Annotated in this window: 18 protein-coding genes; 10 read left to right on the top strand and 8 right to left on the bottom strand. The window is 71.9% G+C overall.

Annotated elements, in window-relative coordinates:
* The first annotated feature begins 152 nt into the window (after window positions 1-152).
* From bioA to bioD, 3 genes are all read left to right on the top strand, one after another.
* Entirely contained in the window at window positions 153-1475 is a 1323-nt protein-coding gene (gene bioA / locus BLQ63_RS04945) for an adenosylmethionine--8-amino-7-oxononanoate transaminase (RefSeq protein ID WP_091029436.1), read from the top strand.
* The gene (locus BLQ63_RS04940; RefSeq protein WP_245680845.1) at window positions 1472-2620 is read left to right on the top strand and encodes an aminotransferase class I/II-fold pyridoxal phosphate-dependent enzyme; all 1149 of its coding nucleotides are present in this window, start codon (window positions 1472-1474) and stop codon (window positions 2618-2620) included. Before bioA ends, BLQ63_RS04940 begins: the two co-directional genes overlap by 4 nt.
* Before the next feature lie 88 nt (window positions 2621-2708).
* Entirely contained in the window at window positions 2709-3374 is a 666-nt protein-coding gene (gene bioD / locus BLQ63_RS29560) for a dethiobiotin synthase (protein ID WP_177154796.1), read from the top strand.
* A 196-nt stretch (window positions 3375-3570) separates the two neighbouring features.
* Here bioD and BLQ63_RS04930 read toward each other — a convergent pair whose 3' ends face one another.
* Together BLQ63_RS04930 and BLQ63_RS04925 are read right to left on the bottom strand one after the other, a co-directional pair.
* Entirely contained in the window at window positions 3571-4047 is a 477-nt protein-coding gene (locus tag BLQ63_RS04930) for an NUDIX domain-containing protein (RefSeq protein ID WP_091029433.1), read from the bottom strand.
* 51 nt (window positions 4048-4098) lie between these two features.
* The gene (locus BLQ63_RS04925) at window positions 4099-5220 is read right to left on the bottom strand and encodes a cytochrome P450 (RefSeq protein ID WP_091030180.1); all 1122 of its coding nucleotides are present in this window, start codon (window positions 5218-5220) and stop codon (window positions 4099-4101) included.
* Window positions 5221-5394: 174 nt separating this feature from the next.
* Between BLQ63_RS04925 and BLQ63_RS04920 the strand changes: the two genes are divergently transcribed.
* Window positions 5395-6750, top strand: coding sequence for a flavin-containing monooxygenase (locus BLQ63_RS04920; RefSeq protein ID WP_245680844.1), 1356 nt, complete (start codon window positions 5395-5397; stop codon window positions 6748-6750).
* Window positions 6747-7376 (top strand): alpha/beta fold hydrolase, encoded by a 630-nt coding sequence (locus tag BLQ63_RS28260; RefSeq protein ID WP_091029428.1) that lies wholly within the window; start codon window positions 6747-6749, stop codon window positions 7374-7376. The genes BLQ63_RS04920 and BLQ63_RS28260 overlap by 4 nt, the downstream gene beginning before the upstream one ends.
* Before the next feature lie 42 nt (window positions 7377-7418).
* Here the strand turns inward: BLQ63_RS28260 and BLQ63_RS04910 are convergent, their stop codons facing one another.
* Both BLQ63_RS04910 and BLQ63_RS04905 read right to left on the bottom strand, forming a co-directional pair.
* Window positions 7419-7922: a hypothetical protein gene (locus BLQ63_RS04910; protein ID WP_091029426.1), complete on the bottom strand. Its 504-nt coding sequence runs from the start codon at window positions 7920-7922 to the stop codon at window positions 7419-7421.
* Window positions 7915-8685: an alpha/beta hydrolase gene (locus tag BLQ63_RS04905; RefSeq protein ID WP_218125063.1), complete on the bottom strand. Its 771-nt coding sequence runs from the start codon at window positions 8683-8685 to the stop codon at window positions 7915-7917. The genes BLQ63_RS04910 and BLQ63_RS04905 overlap by 8 nt, the downstream gene beginning before the upstream one ends.
* A gap of 165 nt (window positions 8686-8850) precedes the next feature.
* On the opposite strand from BLQ63_RS04905, the gene BLQ63_RS04900 reads away from it, so the two are divergent.
* Complete coding sequence (locus tag BLQ63_RS04900) at window positions 8851-9531, top strand: lysophospholipid acyltransferase family protein (RefSeq protein ID WP_091029423.1); 681 nt, start codon at window positions 8851-8853, stop codon at window positions 9529-9531.
* Between the two features lie 10 nt (window positions 9532-9541).
* Here BLQ63_RS04900 and BLQ63_RS04895 read toward each other — a convergent pair whose 3' ends face one another.
* Window positions 9542-10231 (bottom strand): Crp/Fnr family transcriptional regulator, encoded by a 690-nt coding sequence (locus tag BLQ63_RS04895; protein WP_091029420.1) that lies wholly within the window; start codon window positions 10229-10231, stop codon window positions 9542-9544.
* 328 nt (window positions 10232-10559) lie between these two features.
* Between BLQ63_RS04895 and BLQ63_RS04890 the strand changes: the two genes are divergently transcribed.
* From BLQ63_RS04890 to BLQ63_RS04880, 3 genes are all read left to right on the top strand, one after another.
* On the top strand, window positions 10560-11114 hold the full coding sequence (locus tag BLQ63_RS04890) for a polyadenylate-specific 3'-exoribonuclease AS (RefSeq protein WP_091029416.1): 555 nt from the start codon (window positions 10560-10562) through the stop codon (window positions 11112-11114).
* A gap of 108 nt (window positions 11115-11222) precedes the next feature.
* Window positions 11223-12248 carry a 6-phosphofructokinase gene (locus BLQ63_RS04885; protein WP_091029411.1) on the top strand — a complete coding sequence of 342 codons (1026 nt, stop codon included), beginning with the start codon at window positions 11223-11225 and terminating at the stop codon, window positions 12246-12248.
* A 152-nt stretch (window positions 12249-12400) separates the two neighbouring features.
* On the top strand, window positions 12401-12784 hold the full coding sequence (locus BLQ63_RS04880) for a hypothetical protein (protein WP_143014769.1): 384 nt from the start codon (window positions 12401-12403) through the stop codon (window positions 12782-12784).
* Between the two features lie 61 nt (window positions 12785-12845).
* On the opposite strand, the gene BLQ63_RS04875 is transcribed toward BLQ63_RS04880, so the two are convergent.
* The 3 genes from BLQ63_RS04875 to BLQ63_RS04865 form a co-directional block, all read right to left on the bottom strand.
* On the bottom strand, window positions 12846-13226 hold the full coding sequence (locus BLQ63_RS04875; protein WP_091029403.1) for a hypothetical protein: 381 nt from the start codon (window positions 13224-13226) through the stop codon (window positions 12846-12848).
* Window positions 13227-13574: 348 nt separating this feature from the next.
* A complete protein-coding gene (locus BLQ63_RS04870) occupies window positions 13575-14423 on the bottom strand; it encodes a bifunctional 5,10-methylenetetrahydrofolate dehydrogenase/5,10-methenyltetrahydrofolate cyclohydrolase (RefSeq protein WP_091029399.1) in 849 nt (282 codons plus the stop codon).
* Complete coding sequence (locus tag BLQ63_RS04865) at window positions 14420-15043, bottom strand: cyclodeaminase/cyclohydrolase family protein (protein ID WP_091029396.1); 624 nt, start codon at window positions 15041-15043, stop codon at window positions 14420-14422. Before BLQ63_RS04865 ends, BLQ63_RS04870 begins: the two co-directional genes overlap by 4 nt.
* 228 nt (window positions 15044-15271) lie before the next feature.
* On the opposite strand from BLQ63_RS04865, the gene BLQ63_RS04860 reads away from it, so the two are divergent.
* Window positions 15272-16654 carry a class II 3-deoxy-7-phosphoheptulonate synthase gene (locus BLQ63_RS04860; RefSeq protein WP_218125062.1) on the top strand — a complete coding sequence of 461 codons (1383 nt, stop codon included), beginning with the start codon at window positions 15272-15274 and terminating at the stop codon, window positions 16652-16654.
* Window positions 16655-16671 lie beyond the last annotated feature (17 nt).

Raw genomic sequence — 16671 nt, 5'->3', positions numbered from 1 at the left:
GCCTTCCGTTTCGCCCGGTCGGAGGCGGCCTCGGAACGATAACAGTGGTCGAGGCGGACCCGTCCGCGCCGATCCTCGGGCCGGTTCCCGACCGCACCGCTCTGACGATATCCTCCAAGAGTTCTTATGGGAAACCTCTAAGGAGCCGTGCGATGTCCACCAGCGCCGAATGGATCGCCCGCGACGCGGCCGCCGTATGGCACCCCTTCACCCAGCACGCCACCTGGACCGGCGACGACCCCGTCGTCGTCGACCGCGCCGAGGGCCCCTGGCTCATCGACGTCGACGGCCGCCGCTACCTCGACGGCGTCTCATCACTGTGGACCACCACCCTCGGCCACGGCCACCCCGACATCGACGCCGCCATCACCGCGCAGCTCGCCAGGCTCGACCACTCGACCTTCCTCGGCACCACCCACACCCCCGGCATCGAACTCTCCGAGGCGCTCATCGCCCTCGCCCCCAAGGGCACCGGACCCGACCTCACCAGGGTCTTCTACGCCGGCGACGGCTCCTCCGCCGTCGAGGCCGCGCTCAAGATCGCCTACCAGTACTCCACCCAGACCGGCCGCTCCCGGCCCAAGTTCGTGCGCCTCGAGCACGCCTACCACGGCGACACCCTCGGCGCCGTCGCCGTCGGCGGACACCGGCTCTTCCACGACGCCTACAAGCCCCTGCTGCTCGACACCATCGGCGTCGCCTCGCCCGGCGACCGCGCCAACGGCAGGCACCGCGGCGCCGTCGCCATCGCCGAACTCCAGGCCGCCATGCGCCGCGACGGCGACCAGGTCTGCGCGATCATCGTCGAGCCCATGATGCAGGGCGCCGCCGGCATGTTCGACCACGACGCCGCCTACCTCGTCGCCGCCCGCGAACTCGCCGACGCCTACGGCGCCCTCCTGATCTTCGACGAGGTCGCCACCGGCTTCGGCCGCACCGGGAAGATGTGGGCCGCCGAGCACGCCGGGATCGTCCCCGACCTCCTCACCTGCGGGAAGGGCATCACCGGCGGCTACCTGCCCCTGTCGGCGGTGCTTGCGGCCGAACACGTCTACGACGCCTTCCTGGCCCGGCCCGGCGACACCGCGCCGCGCACGTTCTTCCACGGCCACACCTACACCGCGAACCCGCTGTGCTGCGCCGCCGCGCTGGCGAACCTGCGCGTCATGGGCGAGCAGAACGTCATCGGGCAGGCCGCCCGGCTGGGGGAGCGGCTCGGGAAGCTCCTCGAACCGGTCGCCGCCAAACCGGGCGTGCTCGAGGTCCGCCGCCTCGGCACCATGATCGGCGTCGAGGTCGCCGCGGTCGGCGAACGCACCGGATTCGAGGTCTGCCGGGCCGCACGCGAACGCGGCGTATGGCTGCGGCCCCTCGGCGACACCGTGGTCCTCATGCCGCCGCTGACCCTCGGCGACGACGAGACCGACCTCCTCGTGAGCGCCCTCGACGCCGCCGTCGACGAGGTGCTCGGGTGAGCGCCGACGCCGCGAAGGCCCGCCTCGACGCGCCGTCCCACGCCCTCTGGGACCGCCTGTCCCGCAAGGCCGACCTGCGTGGCAGGGCCGGGCTCACCCGCACCGCGCGGCCCCGCGCCACCGCGGTCGACCTGGCCGGCAACGACTATCTCGGCCTGTCCCGGCACCCCGACGTGCTCGCCGCGGCCGCCGCGGCCCTCGCCGAACACGGCCTCGGCGCGGGGGGCTCGCGCCTCGTGCGCGGCACCACCGGCCACCACGAGGCCTTCGAAACCGAGTTCGCCGCCCACACCGGCGCCGAGACCGCCGTCCTGTACTCCTCCGGCTACCTCGCCAACCTCGGCGCCCTCGCCGCCCTCCCCGGCCCGGTCCTGCTCGACGCCCACGCGCACGCCTCCCTCCACGACGCCGCCCGCCTCGCCGGAGGCCGCTCGGCCACCTTCGCGCACAACGACCTCGACGACCTCGAACGGCAACTCCAGACCCTGAGACCGGGACTGGTCGCCGTCGAATCGGTCTACTCCGTCCTCGGCGACGCCGCCCCGCTGCGCGACCTCCACGCCCTCACCAGCGCGCACGGCGCGCTCCTCCTGGTCGACGAAGCCCACGCGATCGGCACCATCGGCCCGCAGGGCGCCGGAGGCGTCGCCGCCGCCGGACTCGCCGGCGACCCCGGCATCGTCATCACCGCGACGCTCTCCAAAGCCCTCGGCGCCGCCGGCGGCGCCATCGCCGGACCCGCGGTCCTGCGCCGCCACCTCCACGACACCGGCCGCACCTTCATCTTCGACACCGCCCCGCCCCCCGCCGTCATCGCCGGCGCCCGCACCGCACTCGCCATCGCCCGCGAATCCGACAGCGCCCGAACCGAACTCGCCCGCCGCGCCGCACTCGCCGCCGCCGCGCTCGACATGCCCGCACCCGCGGCCGGCGTCCTCTCCCCGCCCGCCGGCGACGCCCGCGCCGCCACCGCCTGGGCCGAACGCTGCACCGAACAGGGCATCGCGGTCGGGTGCTTCCGCCCCCCGTCCACACCCGACCACCGCTCGCGCCTGCGCCTCACCGTCAACACCGGCGTCCCGGCCGAGGACTACGCGCGGGCAGTCGACGTCGTCGCCGCGACCCGCCGAATCGCCGCCTCATGAGCGACGCCGCACCGCGAGGACCGCGCCGCACCGACCCTCCGGCGCGGTCGCCCCGCGCCGCCCCGCCGACGACGGAGAGGTTGACACCGTGATCGCCTTCGAAGGCCCGGTCCTGGTGACCGGCACCGACACCGGCGTCGGCAAGACCGTCGCCACCGCCGCGCTGGCGGCCCACCTCATGCGCCAGGGCCGCAGCGTCGAGGTCCTCAAGATCGCCCAGACCGGGGACGACGACGACGCCGCCGAGGTCACCCGCCTCTCCGGAGCCCCGGCCAGAGCCCTCGCCGCCTACCCGGACCCGTTGGCGCCCTTCACCGCCGCGCGCCGCAGCGGCCTGCCGCTGCTGAAGCTCGCCGACGTCGCCGAGACGGTCCTCGCGGCCGTGTCCGAGGTCGTGCTCCTCGAGGGCGCCGGCGGGCTCCTCGTCCAACTGGGCGAAGGCGGCTGGACCGCCCGCGATCTCGCCGCCGAACTCGGCTGCCCCGCCGTCGTGGTCACCCGCGCCGGGCTCGGCACCCTCAACCACACCGCGCTGACGCTCGAGGCGCTGTCGCGGCGCGGCGTGGACGCCGCCGTCGTCCTCGGCGCCTGGCCCTACCGGCCCGGCCTGGCCGAGTTCGAGAACCTCAAGGACCTGCCCGGTCCGCGACTGGGCTGGATCCCCGACGGGGCCGCCGCCCTCGCCCCCGAGGCCTTCCGCCTCGCGTCCGCCGAGTGGTTCGACCTCGACGGCGGCATCGCAGACCCCGCATAGGGCCGCGCCGCGCCCGTGACCGGGTGTTGACGGGCTCCGCTACATTTGGCATCGATCTGGTCCAATAGGGCCAAATCAGTGCGATGCGGGCGCCCCTACCCCCGGCGCCCGCATCGCACTCGCGATCCTCGACGCGGTGTCCGGTCCGAGCCGCCGCGCCGCCCGGCCCGCGTCCGGCGATGGAGGGCTGCGCTCCTCAGCCGACCGGAGCCCGGAAGGCCGCCGCGAAACGGGCCGCCGCCTGCGGGAGGAACAGGTCCATGCCCCAGTCGATCCCCGCCTGTCCGACCGGGCGGAACTCGCAGCGCACGCGCAGGCCGTCGTCCTCGTCGGCGCTGACCACGATGTGGTCCCAGGCGTCCCTGGCCTCGTCGGTCCGCAGCCAGCTGTAGGTCGTCACCTGGTGCCCCTCGGCGTACGCGGCGCCGCGCATGAGCTTGTTGCCCAGTACCTCTCCGAAGACCAGCCCCCGCACCCCGGTCTCCTCCACCGCCTCCCGGACCGCGGCCTCGCCGACGGTCTCGTCCGCGTGCGCCCCGCCCCCCGGGAGCTGCACCCCCGCCTCCGGCACGTCGCGGTGCAGCATCACCAGCACCTCGGCATCGGGCCGGTCCGGGCGCCGGCGCAGGACGTAGGCCGAGGCCCGCTGGCGGAAGTGCAGGGTTTCGCGCATCCCCGCAGCCTCGCAGGCGCTTCTGCCGCACCGCAACGCATTTTGACGCCCTCAGCGCAGGCGGACCAGGAGCGGGCTCGGCATCCTGAAGGAGAGGTTCGGGTCGCTCACCGGGGCCCGCACCGTCTCGCAGCGGGGGAGGAGCGGCGCCAGTTCGGCGACGACCACCTCGGCCTCCATCCGCGTCAGCTGGCTGCCCAGGCAGCGGTGGGCCCCGGCGCCGAAGGCGAGGTGCCGGCGCGATCCGCGCTGTCCGGGGACCATCCGCATCGGGCATGCGGCGACGTCCTCGTCCGTGCCCGCCGCGGCCAGCCACACCAGGACCGAGTCGCCCTCCCGGACGGCGACGCCGCCCAGTTCGGTGTCCTGCAAGGCGACCCGCCTCCACGAGGTGATCGGCGGCAGCAGCCGCAGGCCCTCCTCGACCACCGCGGCCGGGGCGGACCGCACGAGTTCGGGCTCCTCGACCAGGCGGTGCAGCAGCAGCGTCAGGAACTGCGAGGTCGTCTCCTGGCCCGCCACGAGCAGGAAGAACAGCGCCGCCGTGGCCGCGTCCTCGCCGTGCTCGTCCAGGATCTCCCGCCGCACTCCGGTCGCCCCGCGCGACCAGTCCCGCAGCAGCGCATGGAACGGGCCCACGATCCGCGCCAGCTCCAGCTGGCGTTCGGGCGACGGGTCGCCCCAGAACAGTTCCAGTGCGGCCCTTGAGAAGCGCTTGACCTCGCCGGTCGCCGCGACGTCCAGTTCCAGCAGGCGCGCCAGCGCCGCCAGGGGGATCTCGGAGGCGACCGCCGCGTCCAGGTCCACCGTCTCGCCCGCGCGCAGCCGCCACGCGACGCCGGCCGCGGTCCGGCGGGCGAGGCCCTGGAGCCACGGTCGCAGCGCCTCCACTCTCGCGGGCGCGAAGACCTCCCCGAAGCGCTCGCGCATGTGCCCGTGGGTCGCGGTGTCGTTGTTGGCCAGCGTCGCCGGGAGCCGGAACCGGTGCCGCGTCAGCTCCCGCAGCGCCGCGGCGGGGATCGGGGCGACCGCGTCGAGGGCGTTCGCGGCCGAGAACCGCTCCCGGTCGGCCAGCACCCGCCGGGCGATATGGTGCGAAGCGACCACCACCTGGCCTTCCCGCCGGAAGACCGGGGCCTCGGGGCGGGGATGTTTCCACAGCTCGAAGAGCACGGGCGCAGCCTACCTCCCCCGAAAGTACGAGGCCCGCTCACGGTAATCTGCTCTCAGTCTTTCGGCGCCCTCCGGACCGACGCGCGGCACGCGAGCCCATCCCCGCCCGCGCGCCGTCCCCCGCGGAGGCGCCGTCCGGCACAAGAGCGAACGCCCACTGAAGGAGACCGTCCCTTGCAGGAGTACTCCTCCCAAGCCGCCTACGACCGCGGCGAGGCCGTCTGCGTCATCGGCGCCGGAGCATCCGGCCTCATCGCGGTCAAGAACCTCCGCGAGAACGGCTTCGAAGTGGACTGCTACGAGCGCGACACCGTGCTCGGCGGCCTGTGGAACCCCCAGAACCAGCACAGCCCCCTCTACCCCAACACCCACCTCGTCACCTCCCGGTCCCAGACCGAGATCCCCGACTTCCCCATGCCCGACGACTGGCCCGACTACCCCTCCGCGGCGCAGATGCTCACCTATCTGACCGCGTACGCCAAGCACTTCGGGCTCTCCGAGCACATCTGGTACGGCTCGGAGATCTCCACCATCGAACCGGTCGAGGGCTCGCGCTTCGAGGTGATCGTCAAGCCCGCCGCCGGGAACGCCGCCAGGCGGCTGCGCTACGCCGCCGTCATCATCGCCACCGGCCACCACTGGGCCCCGAACCTCCCCGCCTACCCCGGGCAGGACCAGTACCGCGGCACCGTGCTGCACTCCTCGCAGCTCAAGGACGCGTCCCGCCTGCGCGGCAAGCAGGTCCTGGTCGTCGGCGGCGGCAACTCCGGGGTCGACATCGCCTGCGAGGCGGCCGTCAACGCCGCCGGCTGCGTCCACTCCGTGCGCCGCGACTCCTGGCACCTGCCCAAGTACCTCGGCGGCGAACCCGCCGACTACGCCCTCGCGCGTCTGGGCTCCCGCCCGAAGTTCCTGCGCCGCTTCCTCACCGACCGAATCCTCAAAGGACCCGGCCGGCTCGCCGCGCGCATGGGCATCGACGTGCCCGACCACGGCCCCACCGGCGAGGAGCCCGTCCGCAACGGCCGCTACCTCGAACACGTCGGCGACGGCTCCATCCGGCGCCGCGGCGAGGTCGCCCGCTTCGACGGCTACGACGTGTCCTTCGCCGACGGCACCGAGATGCGCCCCGACCTGGTCGTCCTCGCCACCGGCTACCGGCCCAAGATCACCTGCGCCCCGCCCGGACTCCTCGGCGTCGACGGCGACTCGCCCTACCCGAAGCTCCTGGCGCGCATGTTCTCCCCGCGCCTGGAGACCCTCGCCGTCGCCGGGCTCGTCGAACCCGGCGTGGGCGTCCTGCCGATCGTCCACTGGCAGACCCACGCCATCGCCCACTGGCTGCACGTCCGCAAGGGCGACCCCGAGCGCGCCGCGAACTTCCGCCGCCAGGTCGTCTCCGAATCCGGCCAGTACGAGATCGAGCCCTCCGGCGCCTCCCCGCGCCACCAGCTCGCCGTCGACGCCGAGGCGTACCTCGCCAGCCTGGGCCGCATCATCGACACCCTCGAACAGGAGCCCGCCAAATGAGCCTCTCCGCCTGGGTCCGACGCGCCCGCACCCCCGCCCCGGCCCCCGTCGCGCGCGAGTTCGCGTTCCTCGAACCCGCCGACCTCTTCGACCTCGAGATCAAGGACGACCCCGAAGCGAGCCCGGTCCTGTGCTGCACCGGCGACCCCGCCGGGGCCGCGGCGTTCAACGCCTTGTGGCTCAAGCGGATCGCCGCATCCGGCCGGTACGCCGGCGCGGTGAGCGTCCGCGGCCAGGGCGGCACCCCCGCCGCCGAGGGCGGCGTCGAGGCCCGCGCGCACGACCTGGTCCAGGCGGCCGTCACCGTGCCCCGCCAGGCCGTCTTCATCGGACACCGCGAAGGCGCGTCCTGGGCGGCGCTGGCCGCCGGGCGCTACCCGGCGGCGGGCCTGGTGCTCGTGTCGCCGCGCCAGTTCCCGAAGCAGCCGCCGAAACCGGTCGGCGGCCCGCCGGTGCTGCTCGTGGTGAGCGAGTCGGAGGCGCAGTCGAAAGAGGCCCAGGCGGTCACCGACGCCTACGGTGTCGCACCGCTGACCTTCGCGGGCTCCCCGGACGAGGTGTTCAAGGGCGCCGCGGCCGAAGGCCTGCTCGACGCGATCCTGTCCTGGCTGGCGCCCAAGAAGTGACCGGCCCGGCGCACGCCGCAGGGCCCGCATCGGGACACCGCCTCAGACAACGGCGCCGTCGTCGGTGTCGTCCGCGTCCTTGTCCGGGCGCAGGCGGCTGATGAGCAGCCACACGCCCAGCAGGAACCCGATGAAACCGACCAGGCGGCCCGGGTTCTGCCCCAGCGGCGCGATCGAAGGGTTCACCAGCAGCGCGATCCCGCCGATGATGAGCAGTATCCCGCCCACCGCCTGCAGGCTCGGCCACAGCAGCGGCGGCGGCTCGGGCGGCACGTAGTCGTCCTCGTCGTCATCGGGGAGCTCCGCGTCCCACAACTCCAGGAGCGTCGGCTCCTCGTCGGGGTCCGCGGGCGCCGCCGGCGCGGCATCGGCCGCGAACTCCTCGGCGTCACCGCCCTTCGACAGGTCCGCACCGGGATCGTCCAGGCCCCGCACCAGCTCGTTGAAGCGCCGGTCCACATCCTCGGGACGCAGCTCGCCCGCGCCCTCGCCCGGAATGTTCTCCGGCTCGCCGCTGCTCTCCTGCTCGTCGCTGCGCTCAGTCATGAACGCCTCGGGTCTTGGCCACCTGCCGCTCCATGAACTCGGCGCTCCCGGAGAAGATCGTCTCGGCGTCGTAGTCGAGCGTCGCCACATGGAAGCTGCGCGGCAGCACCGTCGCCACGACGTCCTTGGACCGCACGCCCGCCCGCACCACCGCGGAGTTGCGCGGATTGACCACGTGGTCCTCCGCGCTCGTGAAGATCCGCAGCGGCACCGTCACCCGCGCCAGCTCCGGACGCGTCACCTTCCACAACTGGCGCAGCGACGCGTACGCGGCCACCGGAGTGCGCGCGGTCGTCTTCTCGCGCACGTCCGGCTTGTTCAAGTCGGAGCCGATCGCGGCCACACTCGGCATCACGTACCGCAGCACCGGCGCCAGGAAGCCCTGCGGCGTCGAGTCGAAGATCGCCGGATTCACCAGCACCAGCCCGGCCAGGTCCCCGCCGCGCTGCTCCGCCAGCCGCAGGCACAGCGACCCGCCCATCGACAGGCCGCCCGCGAACACCGGCCGCCCGAGCGCCAGCGCCTCGTCCAGCGCCGCCTCCAGCCGCGCGTACCACTGCTGCCAGTTCGCTTTCGCCAGCACCTGCCAGGTGTCGCCGTGGCCGGGCAGCAGCGGCGCGATCACGTTGAAACCCGCGTCGCGCAGATGCTCGCCCCACGGGCGCATGCTCGCCGGATCCGAAGTGAACCCGTGGCACAGCACCATGGTCGCCTTCGCGTCGGAACCGAGGTCGAACGTGAACTCCTCGGAATCGATCGTCACGTCGCCTCCCGGATAGATGGTTGACGGGGCGCGGAATCGGCAGGGGCGGTCCCCTTTCGCGCCGCTTGCCCATTCTCGCACGCGGCGGACGGCCTCCGCCACCGCGAGGGCGCCCCGGCGGGCGCGCCGTGGGCCGGATTGACCGGTGCCTATACGCTTGAGCGCGTGCTCTACTGGGTGTTGAAGGCGACATTGGGGTCGCTGCTGTGGGCCGTATGGCGTCCGCAGGTCGAAGGGCTCGAACACGTGCCCGAAGGCGGCCCGGCGATCCTGGCCTCCAACCACCTCGCCGTGACCGACTCCTTCTTCATGCCCCTGGTCGTCAAGCGGCGGGTCACGTTCATCGCGAAAGAGGAGTACTTCACCGGCACCGGCTTCAAAGGCTGGTTCGTGCGCAGGTTCATGAACGCCGTCGGCGCCATCCCCGTCGACCGCGCCGGCGGCGACGCCGCCAGCGCCTCCCTCGACACCGGCAAGCGCGTCCTCTCCGAAGGGCGCCTCTTCGGCATCTACCCCGAGGGCACCCGCTCGCCCGACGGCCGCCTCTACCGCGGCAAGACCGGCGTCGCGCGCCTCGCGCTCCAGACCGGCTCCCCGGTCGTGCCCGTCGCGATGCTCAACACCGGTGAGCTCCAGCCGATCGGCAAGCGCATCCCGCGCATCGGCCGCGTCAAGATCAAGTTCGGGCCCCCGCTGGACTTCAACCGCTACCGGCCCCTCATCGGCGACCGGTTCATCGAACGCGCCGTCACCGACGAGGTCATGGACGCCCTCCGGGAGCTGTCCGGCCAGGACTACGTCGACGAGTACGCCGCGAAGGTCAAAGAGCGCGGCGCGGAAGGCTAGCGCACCTTACTCATTCGGGGCCGCCGAAGCCCGCCCGGCGCCGCAGCGCCGGCAGGTCCACCACCACGATCTTGCGGCCCTCCGTGCGCAGCCAGCCCCGGTTCGCGAAGATCCCTATCGCCTGGTTCACGCTCTGGCGCGACCCCCCGGCCATCTCCGCCAGCTGCGTCTGGTTCAACTCGATCGTCGTCATCGGGGAGGAGTGCTGCTCGGCGAGGCGCACGAGCGTCTTCGCCACCCGGCCCGGCAGGTCCAGGAACACGTGGTCGGAGGACTGCTCGGTCAACCGCCGCACGATCATGCCCATCGACCGCAGCACCGCGTCGAGCATCTTCGGATTCCCGTGGACCAGTTCGAGGAACGACGACCGCGCCAGCGCCAGCGCCGACGTGTCCTCCAGGGCCTCCGCGCTGGCCGACCGGGGCGATCCGTCCAGGAGGGAGACCTCGCCGAGGACCTCGGGGGCGCGCGCGACGTGGAGCATGGCCCGCTCGCCGGTGGCGGCGGTCCTGAAGACGCTGACGGCGCCCGAGCGGATCATGATGAGCGACTCGCCCGGCTCGCCCTCGAAGAACAGGAGGTGCCCACGCCGGTAGTGGCGCTGTACCGCCACCCCCGCGATCTGCCGCCGTGCCTGCGGGTCGAGGCCGGCGAACATGGCGACGCCTGTAAGCGGGTCTTCAGATGGGCTGACACCCATAGTTCTCCCCCTTCGGTGGGTCCCGGGTCCGCGGGTTCCCTCCGATGATCGCTGTCTTTTTCGTCGTTGTACAGGGCTCGGTGTCGGAAACTTCACGCTCCGTTGGGTCGTATGTCCAGACGGTGCACTTGTCGGTCGGCCGAGTGTACGATCGAGTCTACGTGCTTTCGCGTCGATTGTCCGGTATCGAGATTCTCATGTGCAGATTGCGAGGTCAGATTCTGGCCGCCTGATCGTATGGCGTAGCGTCGACTCCAGTCCGGCGACATACGGGGGCCGGCCAAGAAGGGCCGAACAGACCGCCCGTGATCATACGAAAGGCCGATGCGTGGCGTACCGATACTTCTACGACTGCGAGTTCATCGAGGACGGGCGCACGATCGAGCTGGTCTCGATCGCCGTCGTGGACGAACGCGGCCGCGAGTACTACGCCGTGTCGACCGAGTTCGACCCCTCCCGGGCGATCGACTGGGTGCGGCGCAACGTCCTCGACAAGCTCCCCGCCCCGGCCAGCTCCCTGTGGAAGGACCGCGCGACGATCCGCGACGACCTCTACGAGTTCCTCGTCGAGCCGGTGCGCCGGAAGACCGGATCGCACCCGGGGGAGCGGATCGAGCTGTGGGCCTGGATCGGCGCCTACGACCACGTGGTCCTCGCGCAGCTGTGGGGCACCATGCCCGAGCTGCCGCGCGCGCTGCCCCGCATGACCAAGGACCTGCGTCAGCGCTGGGAGGACCTGGGCCGCCCCGAGCTGCCGGTGACCCCCGACGCCGACATGCACGACGCCCTCACCGACGCGAAGCTCAACCTCGCCCGCTGGAAGGCCCTCGAGGCGGTCCGCAGCGGCCGCGCCGCCGGCGCCGCGGCCGAATCCCACCGCTGACGCCCCCTCGAACCCCAGCTCTGCGGCACGGGGCCCCGATATAGGCTGGGCGGTGTTTCGGCAATGAGGCCGCCCAGTTAACAGTCCTCACTCTAGGGAGTTAGACGCATGCGCATTGGCGTGCTCACCGGCGGCGGTGACTGCCCCGGTCTCAACGCAGTCATCCGTGCCGCGGTCCGCAAGGGCAGCAAGGAATACGGCCACGAGTTCGTGGGCTTCCGCTACGGCTGGAGGGGCCCCATCGAGGGCATCACCCAGCCCCTGGACTGGGACTCGGTCGAGAACATCCTCGACCAGGGCGGCACCATCCTCCACTCCTCGCGGACCAACCCTTACAAGATCGAGGGCGGCGTCGAGGCCATCAAGAAGAACATGGCCGCGCTGGGCGTGGACGCGCTCATCGCGATCGGCGGCGAGGACACCCTCGGCGTCGCGACGAAGCTGACCGCCGACGGCGTCAACTGCGTCGGCGTGCCGAAGACGATCGACAACGACCTCTCCGGCACCGACTACACGTTCGGCTTCGACACCGCCGTGAACATCGCCACCGAGGCGATCGACCGGCTGTGGACGACCGCCGACTCGCACGACCGCTGCATCGTCGTGGAGATCATGGGCCGCCACGCCGGCTGGATGACCCTCCACGCGGGCATCGCCGGCGGCGCGAACGTGACCCTCATCCCCGAGGTCGCCTTCGACATCGAGAAGGTCGCTAACTTCGTCAAGGAGCGCAAGGACGCGGGCAAGGCCACGATCGTGGCCGTCTCCGAGGGCGCGCACGCCCAGGAGGGCATGGTCCTCAAGGACGGCGAGGTCGACGCGTTCGGTCACGTCAAGCTCGGCGGCGTCGGCGACTGGGTCGCGGCGCAGATCAAGGAGCGCGCCGAGATCGAGACGCGCGCGATCATCCTCGGCCACCTCCAGCGCGGCGGCACCCCGACCGCGTTCGACCGGGTGCTCGCCACCCGCCTCGGCCTGGAGGCCGCCAAGGCCGTCAACGAGGGCGACTTCGGCAAGATGATGGCGATCCAGGGCACCGACGTCGTGCGCATCCCGATCCACGAGGGCACCGACGAGCTCAAGACCGTTCCGGTCGAGCGCTACGCCGACGCCGAGGTCTTCTTCGGCGTCTAGCGCACGCCGAAAGCACGGCCGGAGCCCGGGGGAGGCCCCCCGGTTTTCAACGCCAGCCGGGGGAACCTGAAGCGGAGCTGAAGCGGCACCGGCCATAAAGCACGGACAGAGCGCAACCACGGGCACGCCCGGTCGTTAGACCTGGCGTGCCCGTGGCTTTCGCAGAGACTGATCCTTCCGAGAAGACCGGCGAGATCCCGCATCTCACCGACTTCGCGTTTCACAAGACCCTGCCGGACATCGACTTCGACGACGTCCCCGTCATGGGGCTCGACGCCGACTTCTACCGGCGGCCGGTCGGCGACCGGCTGCTCAGCGTCGGCGTGTACCGCTTCGGCGGGGCCGAGACCCACCGCGCCTGGGGTTGGGTCGGCGAAGCCCACTGCTCATGGCACGCCTACCGCGACCCCGCGACCGGTGCGTACGACGGCCCCTTCCAGGGCTGCCCCGAACTGCGGCTGCTGCTCGACGGCGACCGCGCCCTCGGATTCGAGCTCGGCTCCGGAAGCCTCGCCCGCCGGTTCCTCATACCGTGAGACCCTTTCGGCCGCATCCTTCCTGCACAGGACCCTGCCATTCGGCGCCGCGGCGCCCGCCCTACCGGGGCACGGCCGCCCGCTCGCGGACGCGCTCCAACCGGGTCACCCGGCGCGTGTGCCAGATCGCCGCGATCGTGACCGCGAGCCCGAAGAACAGCCCGCTGCCCGCGAACAGCGCCGACGCCTCGGGCGAGAACCCCAGGATCGCCACCGGCACCTGCACGATGCAGATCAGCGCCACGAGAAGCCATCTGCTGCTGGCCCGGCCCCACAGCAGCGCCGTCCAGATGGGCGCGACCACGATGGCGAGGACTGCGATGTCGAGTGCCCAGTGCACCAGCGGATTCTGGACCCGGTCGTGCTGGAACGCCATCGCCGGACTCGAGACCGAGACGATCATCGCGGCGACGGTCGCTACGAAGGCGAGACGACGTGTCATTCGTGACCTCCTTTGCGAGGGAAGACTTAACGCTACGTCTCCGCGTCGCTCCTGTCTGTCGGGAATCCGCCACTCGAGCGATGTTTACGCGGGTACCGGGCCCGCGGCCGGCCTTCGGGCGCCTTCGAGAACCGGGGGCCCGAACCCGGATCGGCCGTTCGCCGTGCGCTGAACCGCCTGCCGCTTCAGCTCCGCTTCAGGTTCCCCCGGTACCTTGGCAGACCGGGGGTCCTTTCCCAGCGCTCCGTGAGGTTTTCGGCGTGCGCCCCGGCGGCCGCCGCGGGCATGGAGAAGCCGACCGCCCCTTCGGACGGTCGGCTTCTCGAGAACTCTTGCGCCGCTTCGGCTTCAGCCGTGGGTCTTCGACAATTCCGCCGCTTCCACGGTGTGGCGCAGCAGGAGCGCCGTCGTCACCGGGCCCACGCCACCCGGCACCGGCGTGAGCCTGCCGGCCACCTCGGACACCGCCGCGTAGTCCACGTCGCCCACCAGGCCGCCGTCCTCGGTCGGGTTGGTGCCCACGTCGATCACCGTCGCGCCCGGCTTCACGAAGTCCGCGCCGATCATGCCCGCGCGGCCCACGGCCGCGACCAGCACGTCCGCCTCGCGGCACACCGCCGCCAGGTCCTTCGTGCGCGAATGGCACACCGTGACCGTCGCCGACTCGTTCACCAGCAGCAGCGCCGCCGGCTTGCCCACCACCGTGGACCGCCCGACCACGACGGCCCGCGCGCCCTCCAGCACCACATCCTCGCGCTTGAGCAGCTCCAGGACAGCGGCCGCCGTCGCCGGCGCCCACGTCCGCCGCCCCTGCGCGAGGCGCCCCAGGCTCTCCGGGTTCGCCCCGTCGATGTCCTTGTACGGGCTGATGTACCAGCCCAGCTCGGCGAGCGTCACGCCCTCGGGCAGCGGCGTCTGGCAGATGATCCCGTGCACCGAGTCGTCGGCCGACAGCTCTTGGAGCTTCGCGACGATCTCGTCCCGGCCGGGCTCCTTCAGGTGCTCGATCCGGCAGTCGACGCCTTCCTTCTCGGCGGCCTTCTTGATCGAGCGCACGTACCAGGCCGTGCCCTCGTCGTCGGTCGGCACCACGACCGCCAGCCGGGGCACGACGCCCTCGCCGCGCAGCCGCTCCGCCTCCGCGGCGACCTCCGCGCGCAGCGCCTTCGCGACCGCGCGCCCGTCGATGTCACTCATGCCCGAATCCTCTTCGCCACTGCCTGCATGATCGCCTCGGCCTGGACCTTCGACTGGAGCGCCTCGTTCAAACTGCTCGCGAGCCGCTCGCGCTCGGCCGGGTCCTTGATCGAGACGAGGTTGATGTCCACGTTCAGCGCCGCCGACTCCAGGGCCGACTTCGCCGCCGACGCCGCCACGGCCACGTCGGAGAGCACGTTCGGGTTCGACCCCTCCAGCACTCGCCCCGACAGCCGGATGACCTGGGCCGCGACCTTCGCCACGGCCAGCGGCACCGCCGCGGCCTCGACCAGGCCCGCCTGGATCGCGGCGGTCCGCGCCGCCTTCTCCTCGTCCGAGGACTTCGGCAGCTTGTAGGCCGCCACCACCCCCGAGAACGCCTCGGCGTCGTCCTCCGCGAGCTGGAGCGCCTCCAGCCGGAGCCTCTCGGCCTCGGCCAGCGCCTCCCGCATCACGGTCTCGTGTTCGGCGAACTTCGGCTTCCCGATGGTCAGGTTGCACACCATCGACACCAGGGCCGCGCCCATCGCCGCGTTGACCCCCGCCGCCGCTCCGCCGCCGGGCGCGGGAAGCTCGGAGGCGAGGTCGGTCAGCCAGTCTTCAATCGTCGTCTTGCGCACCCGGCCAGACTAGACGCGGCCCCAAAGGTGGGATGTCTGCGATCGTCCCGATGTGTCGCGCCGGTCCCGGCCGCGTGTGCGAGGCGGGCGACGTGACACTCGCGACAGCGGGACGTGACCCTCCGCCGCCGCTCGCGGCGCACCGGTCGATCCACGTGGGAGGGTTCACCCCTTGAGACGGCGAAATCAGCGTGGTGCCCGGTCGAAACGCCCGCGTACGATATGCGCGTGAACCGCCAATGGCATGATCTGCGAAACCCTGGACTCGTCCCCGTCGTCGCCGACGAGGACGAAGCCGAGCGCTATCAGCTCGACGCCTGGCGGGACCTGCCCCGAGAGCAGGTCCCCCCGTGGCCCGACTACGCCGAGGTCGAGGACGTCACCGGCGTGCTCGCCGCCGTCCCGCCGATCGTCGCCCCCTACGAGGTCGACCACCTGCGCGAGCGGCTCGCAGAGGTCTGCGAAGGCCGCGCCTTCCTCATGCAGGGCGGCGACTGCGCCGAGACGTTCATCGACAACACCGAGCACCACGTGCTCGCCAACATGCGCACGCTCCTCCAGATGGCGGTCGTGCTCACCTACGGCGCCTCGCTCCCGGTCGTCAAGGTCGGCCGCGTCGCCGGCCAGTACTCCAAGCCGCGCTCGGCCGCAACCGACTCGCTCGGCCTGCCCGTCTACCGCGGCGACATGTTCAACTCCCTCGAAGCGACCGAGGAGGCCCGGGTCTGCGACCCGCAGCGGATGATCCGCGCCTACGCCAACTCGGCCGCGTCCATGAACATGCTCCGCGCCTACCTGCGCGGCGGCCTCGCCGACCTCATGGCCGTCCACGACTGGAACAAGGACTTCGTCCGCACCTCCCCGGCCGGGGAGCGGTACGAGGCGATCGGACGCGAGATCGACCGCGCCGTCCGCTTCATGGCCGCCTGCGGCGTCGAGTCGGAGAACCTGCACACGGCGGAGGTCTTCGCCTCCCACGAGATGCTCGCCATCGAATACGACCGGGCGCTCACCCGCATCTTCGACGGCAAGGCCTACGCCCTGTCGGGGCACATGGTCTGGAACGGCGAGCGCACCCGCCAGCTCGGCGGCGCCCACATCGACTTCCTCTCCCGCGTGGCCAACCCGGTCGGCTGCAAGATCGGCCCGACCGCCACGCCCGAGTGGGTCGTCGAGATGTGCCAGAAGCTCAACCCGGAGAACATCCCCGGCAAGCTCGTCATCATCACCCGCATGGGCCACAAGAACGTCCGCACCGTCCTGCCGCCCATCATCGAGAAGGTCCAGGCCGCCGGATGCAAAGTGGTGTGGCAGTGCGACCCCATGCACGGCAACACCTACGAGGCCGCCTCGGGATACAAGACCCGCGCGTTCGACCAGGTCGTCGACGAGGTCCTCGGCTTCTTCGAGGTGCACCGCCAGACCGGGACCCACCCCGGCGGCATCCACATCGAACTCACCGGCGAGGACGTCACCGAATGCGTCGGCGGCGCCCAGGAGATCCGCGACGACCAGCTCTCGGACCGCTACGAGACCGCCTGCGACCCGCGCCTGAACACGCAGCAGTCGCTCGAGCTCGCGTTCCTCGTCGCGGAGATGTTGCGCCACTAGCGCGAACCAATAGAGTG

This window comes from Glycomyces harbinensis (genome assembly GCF_900101745.1).
In the GTDB taxonomy this organism is placed as follows: Bacteria; Actinomycetota; Actinomycetes; order Mycobacteriales; family Micromonosporaceae; genus Glycomyces; species Glycomyces harbinensis.
Note: the sequence above shows the minus strand (reverse complement) of the source record. Positions and strands in the feature narration are given on the sequence as shown.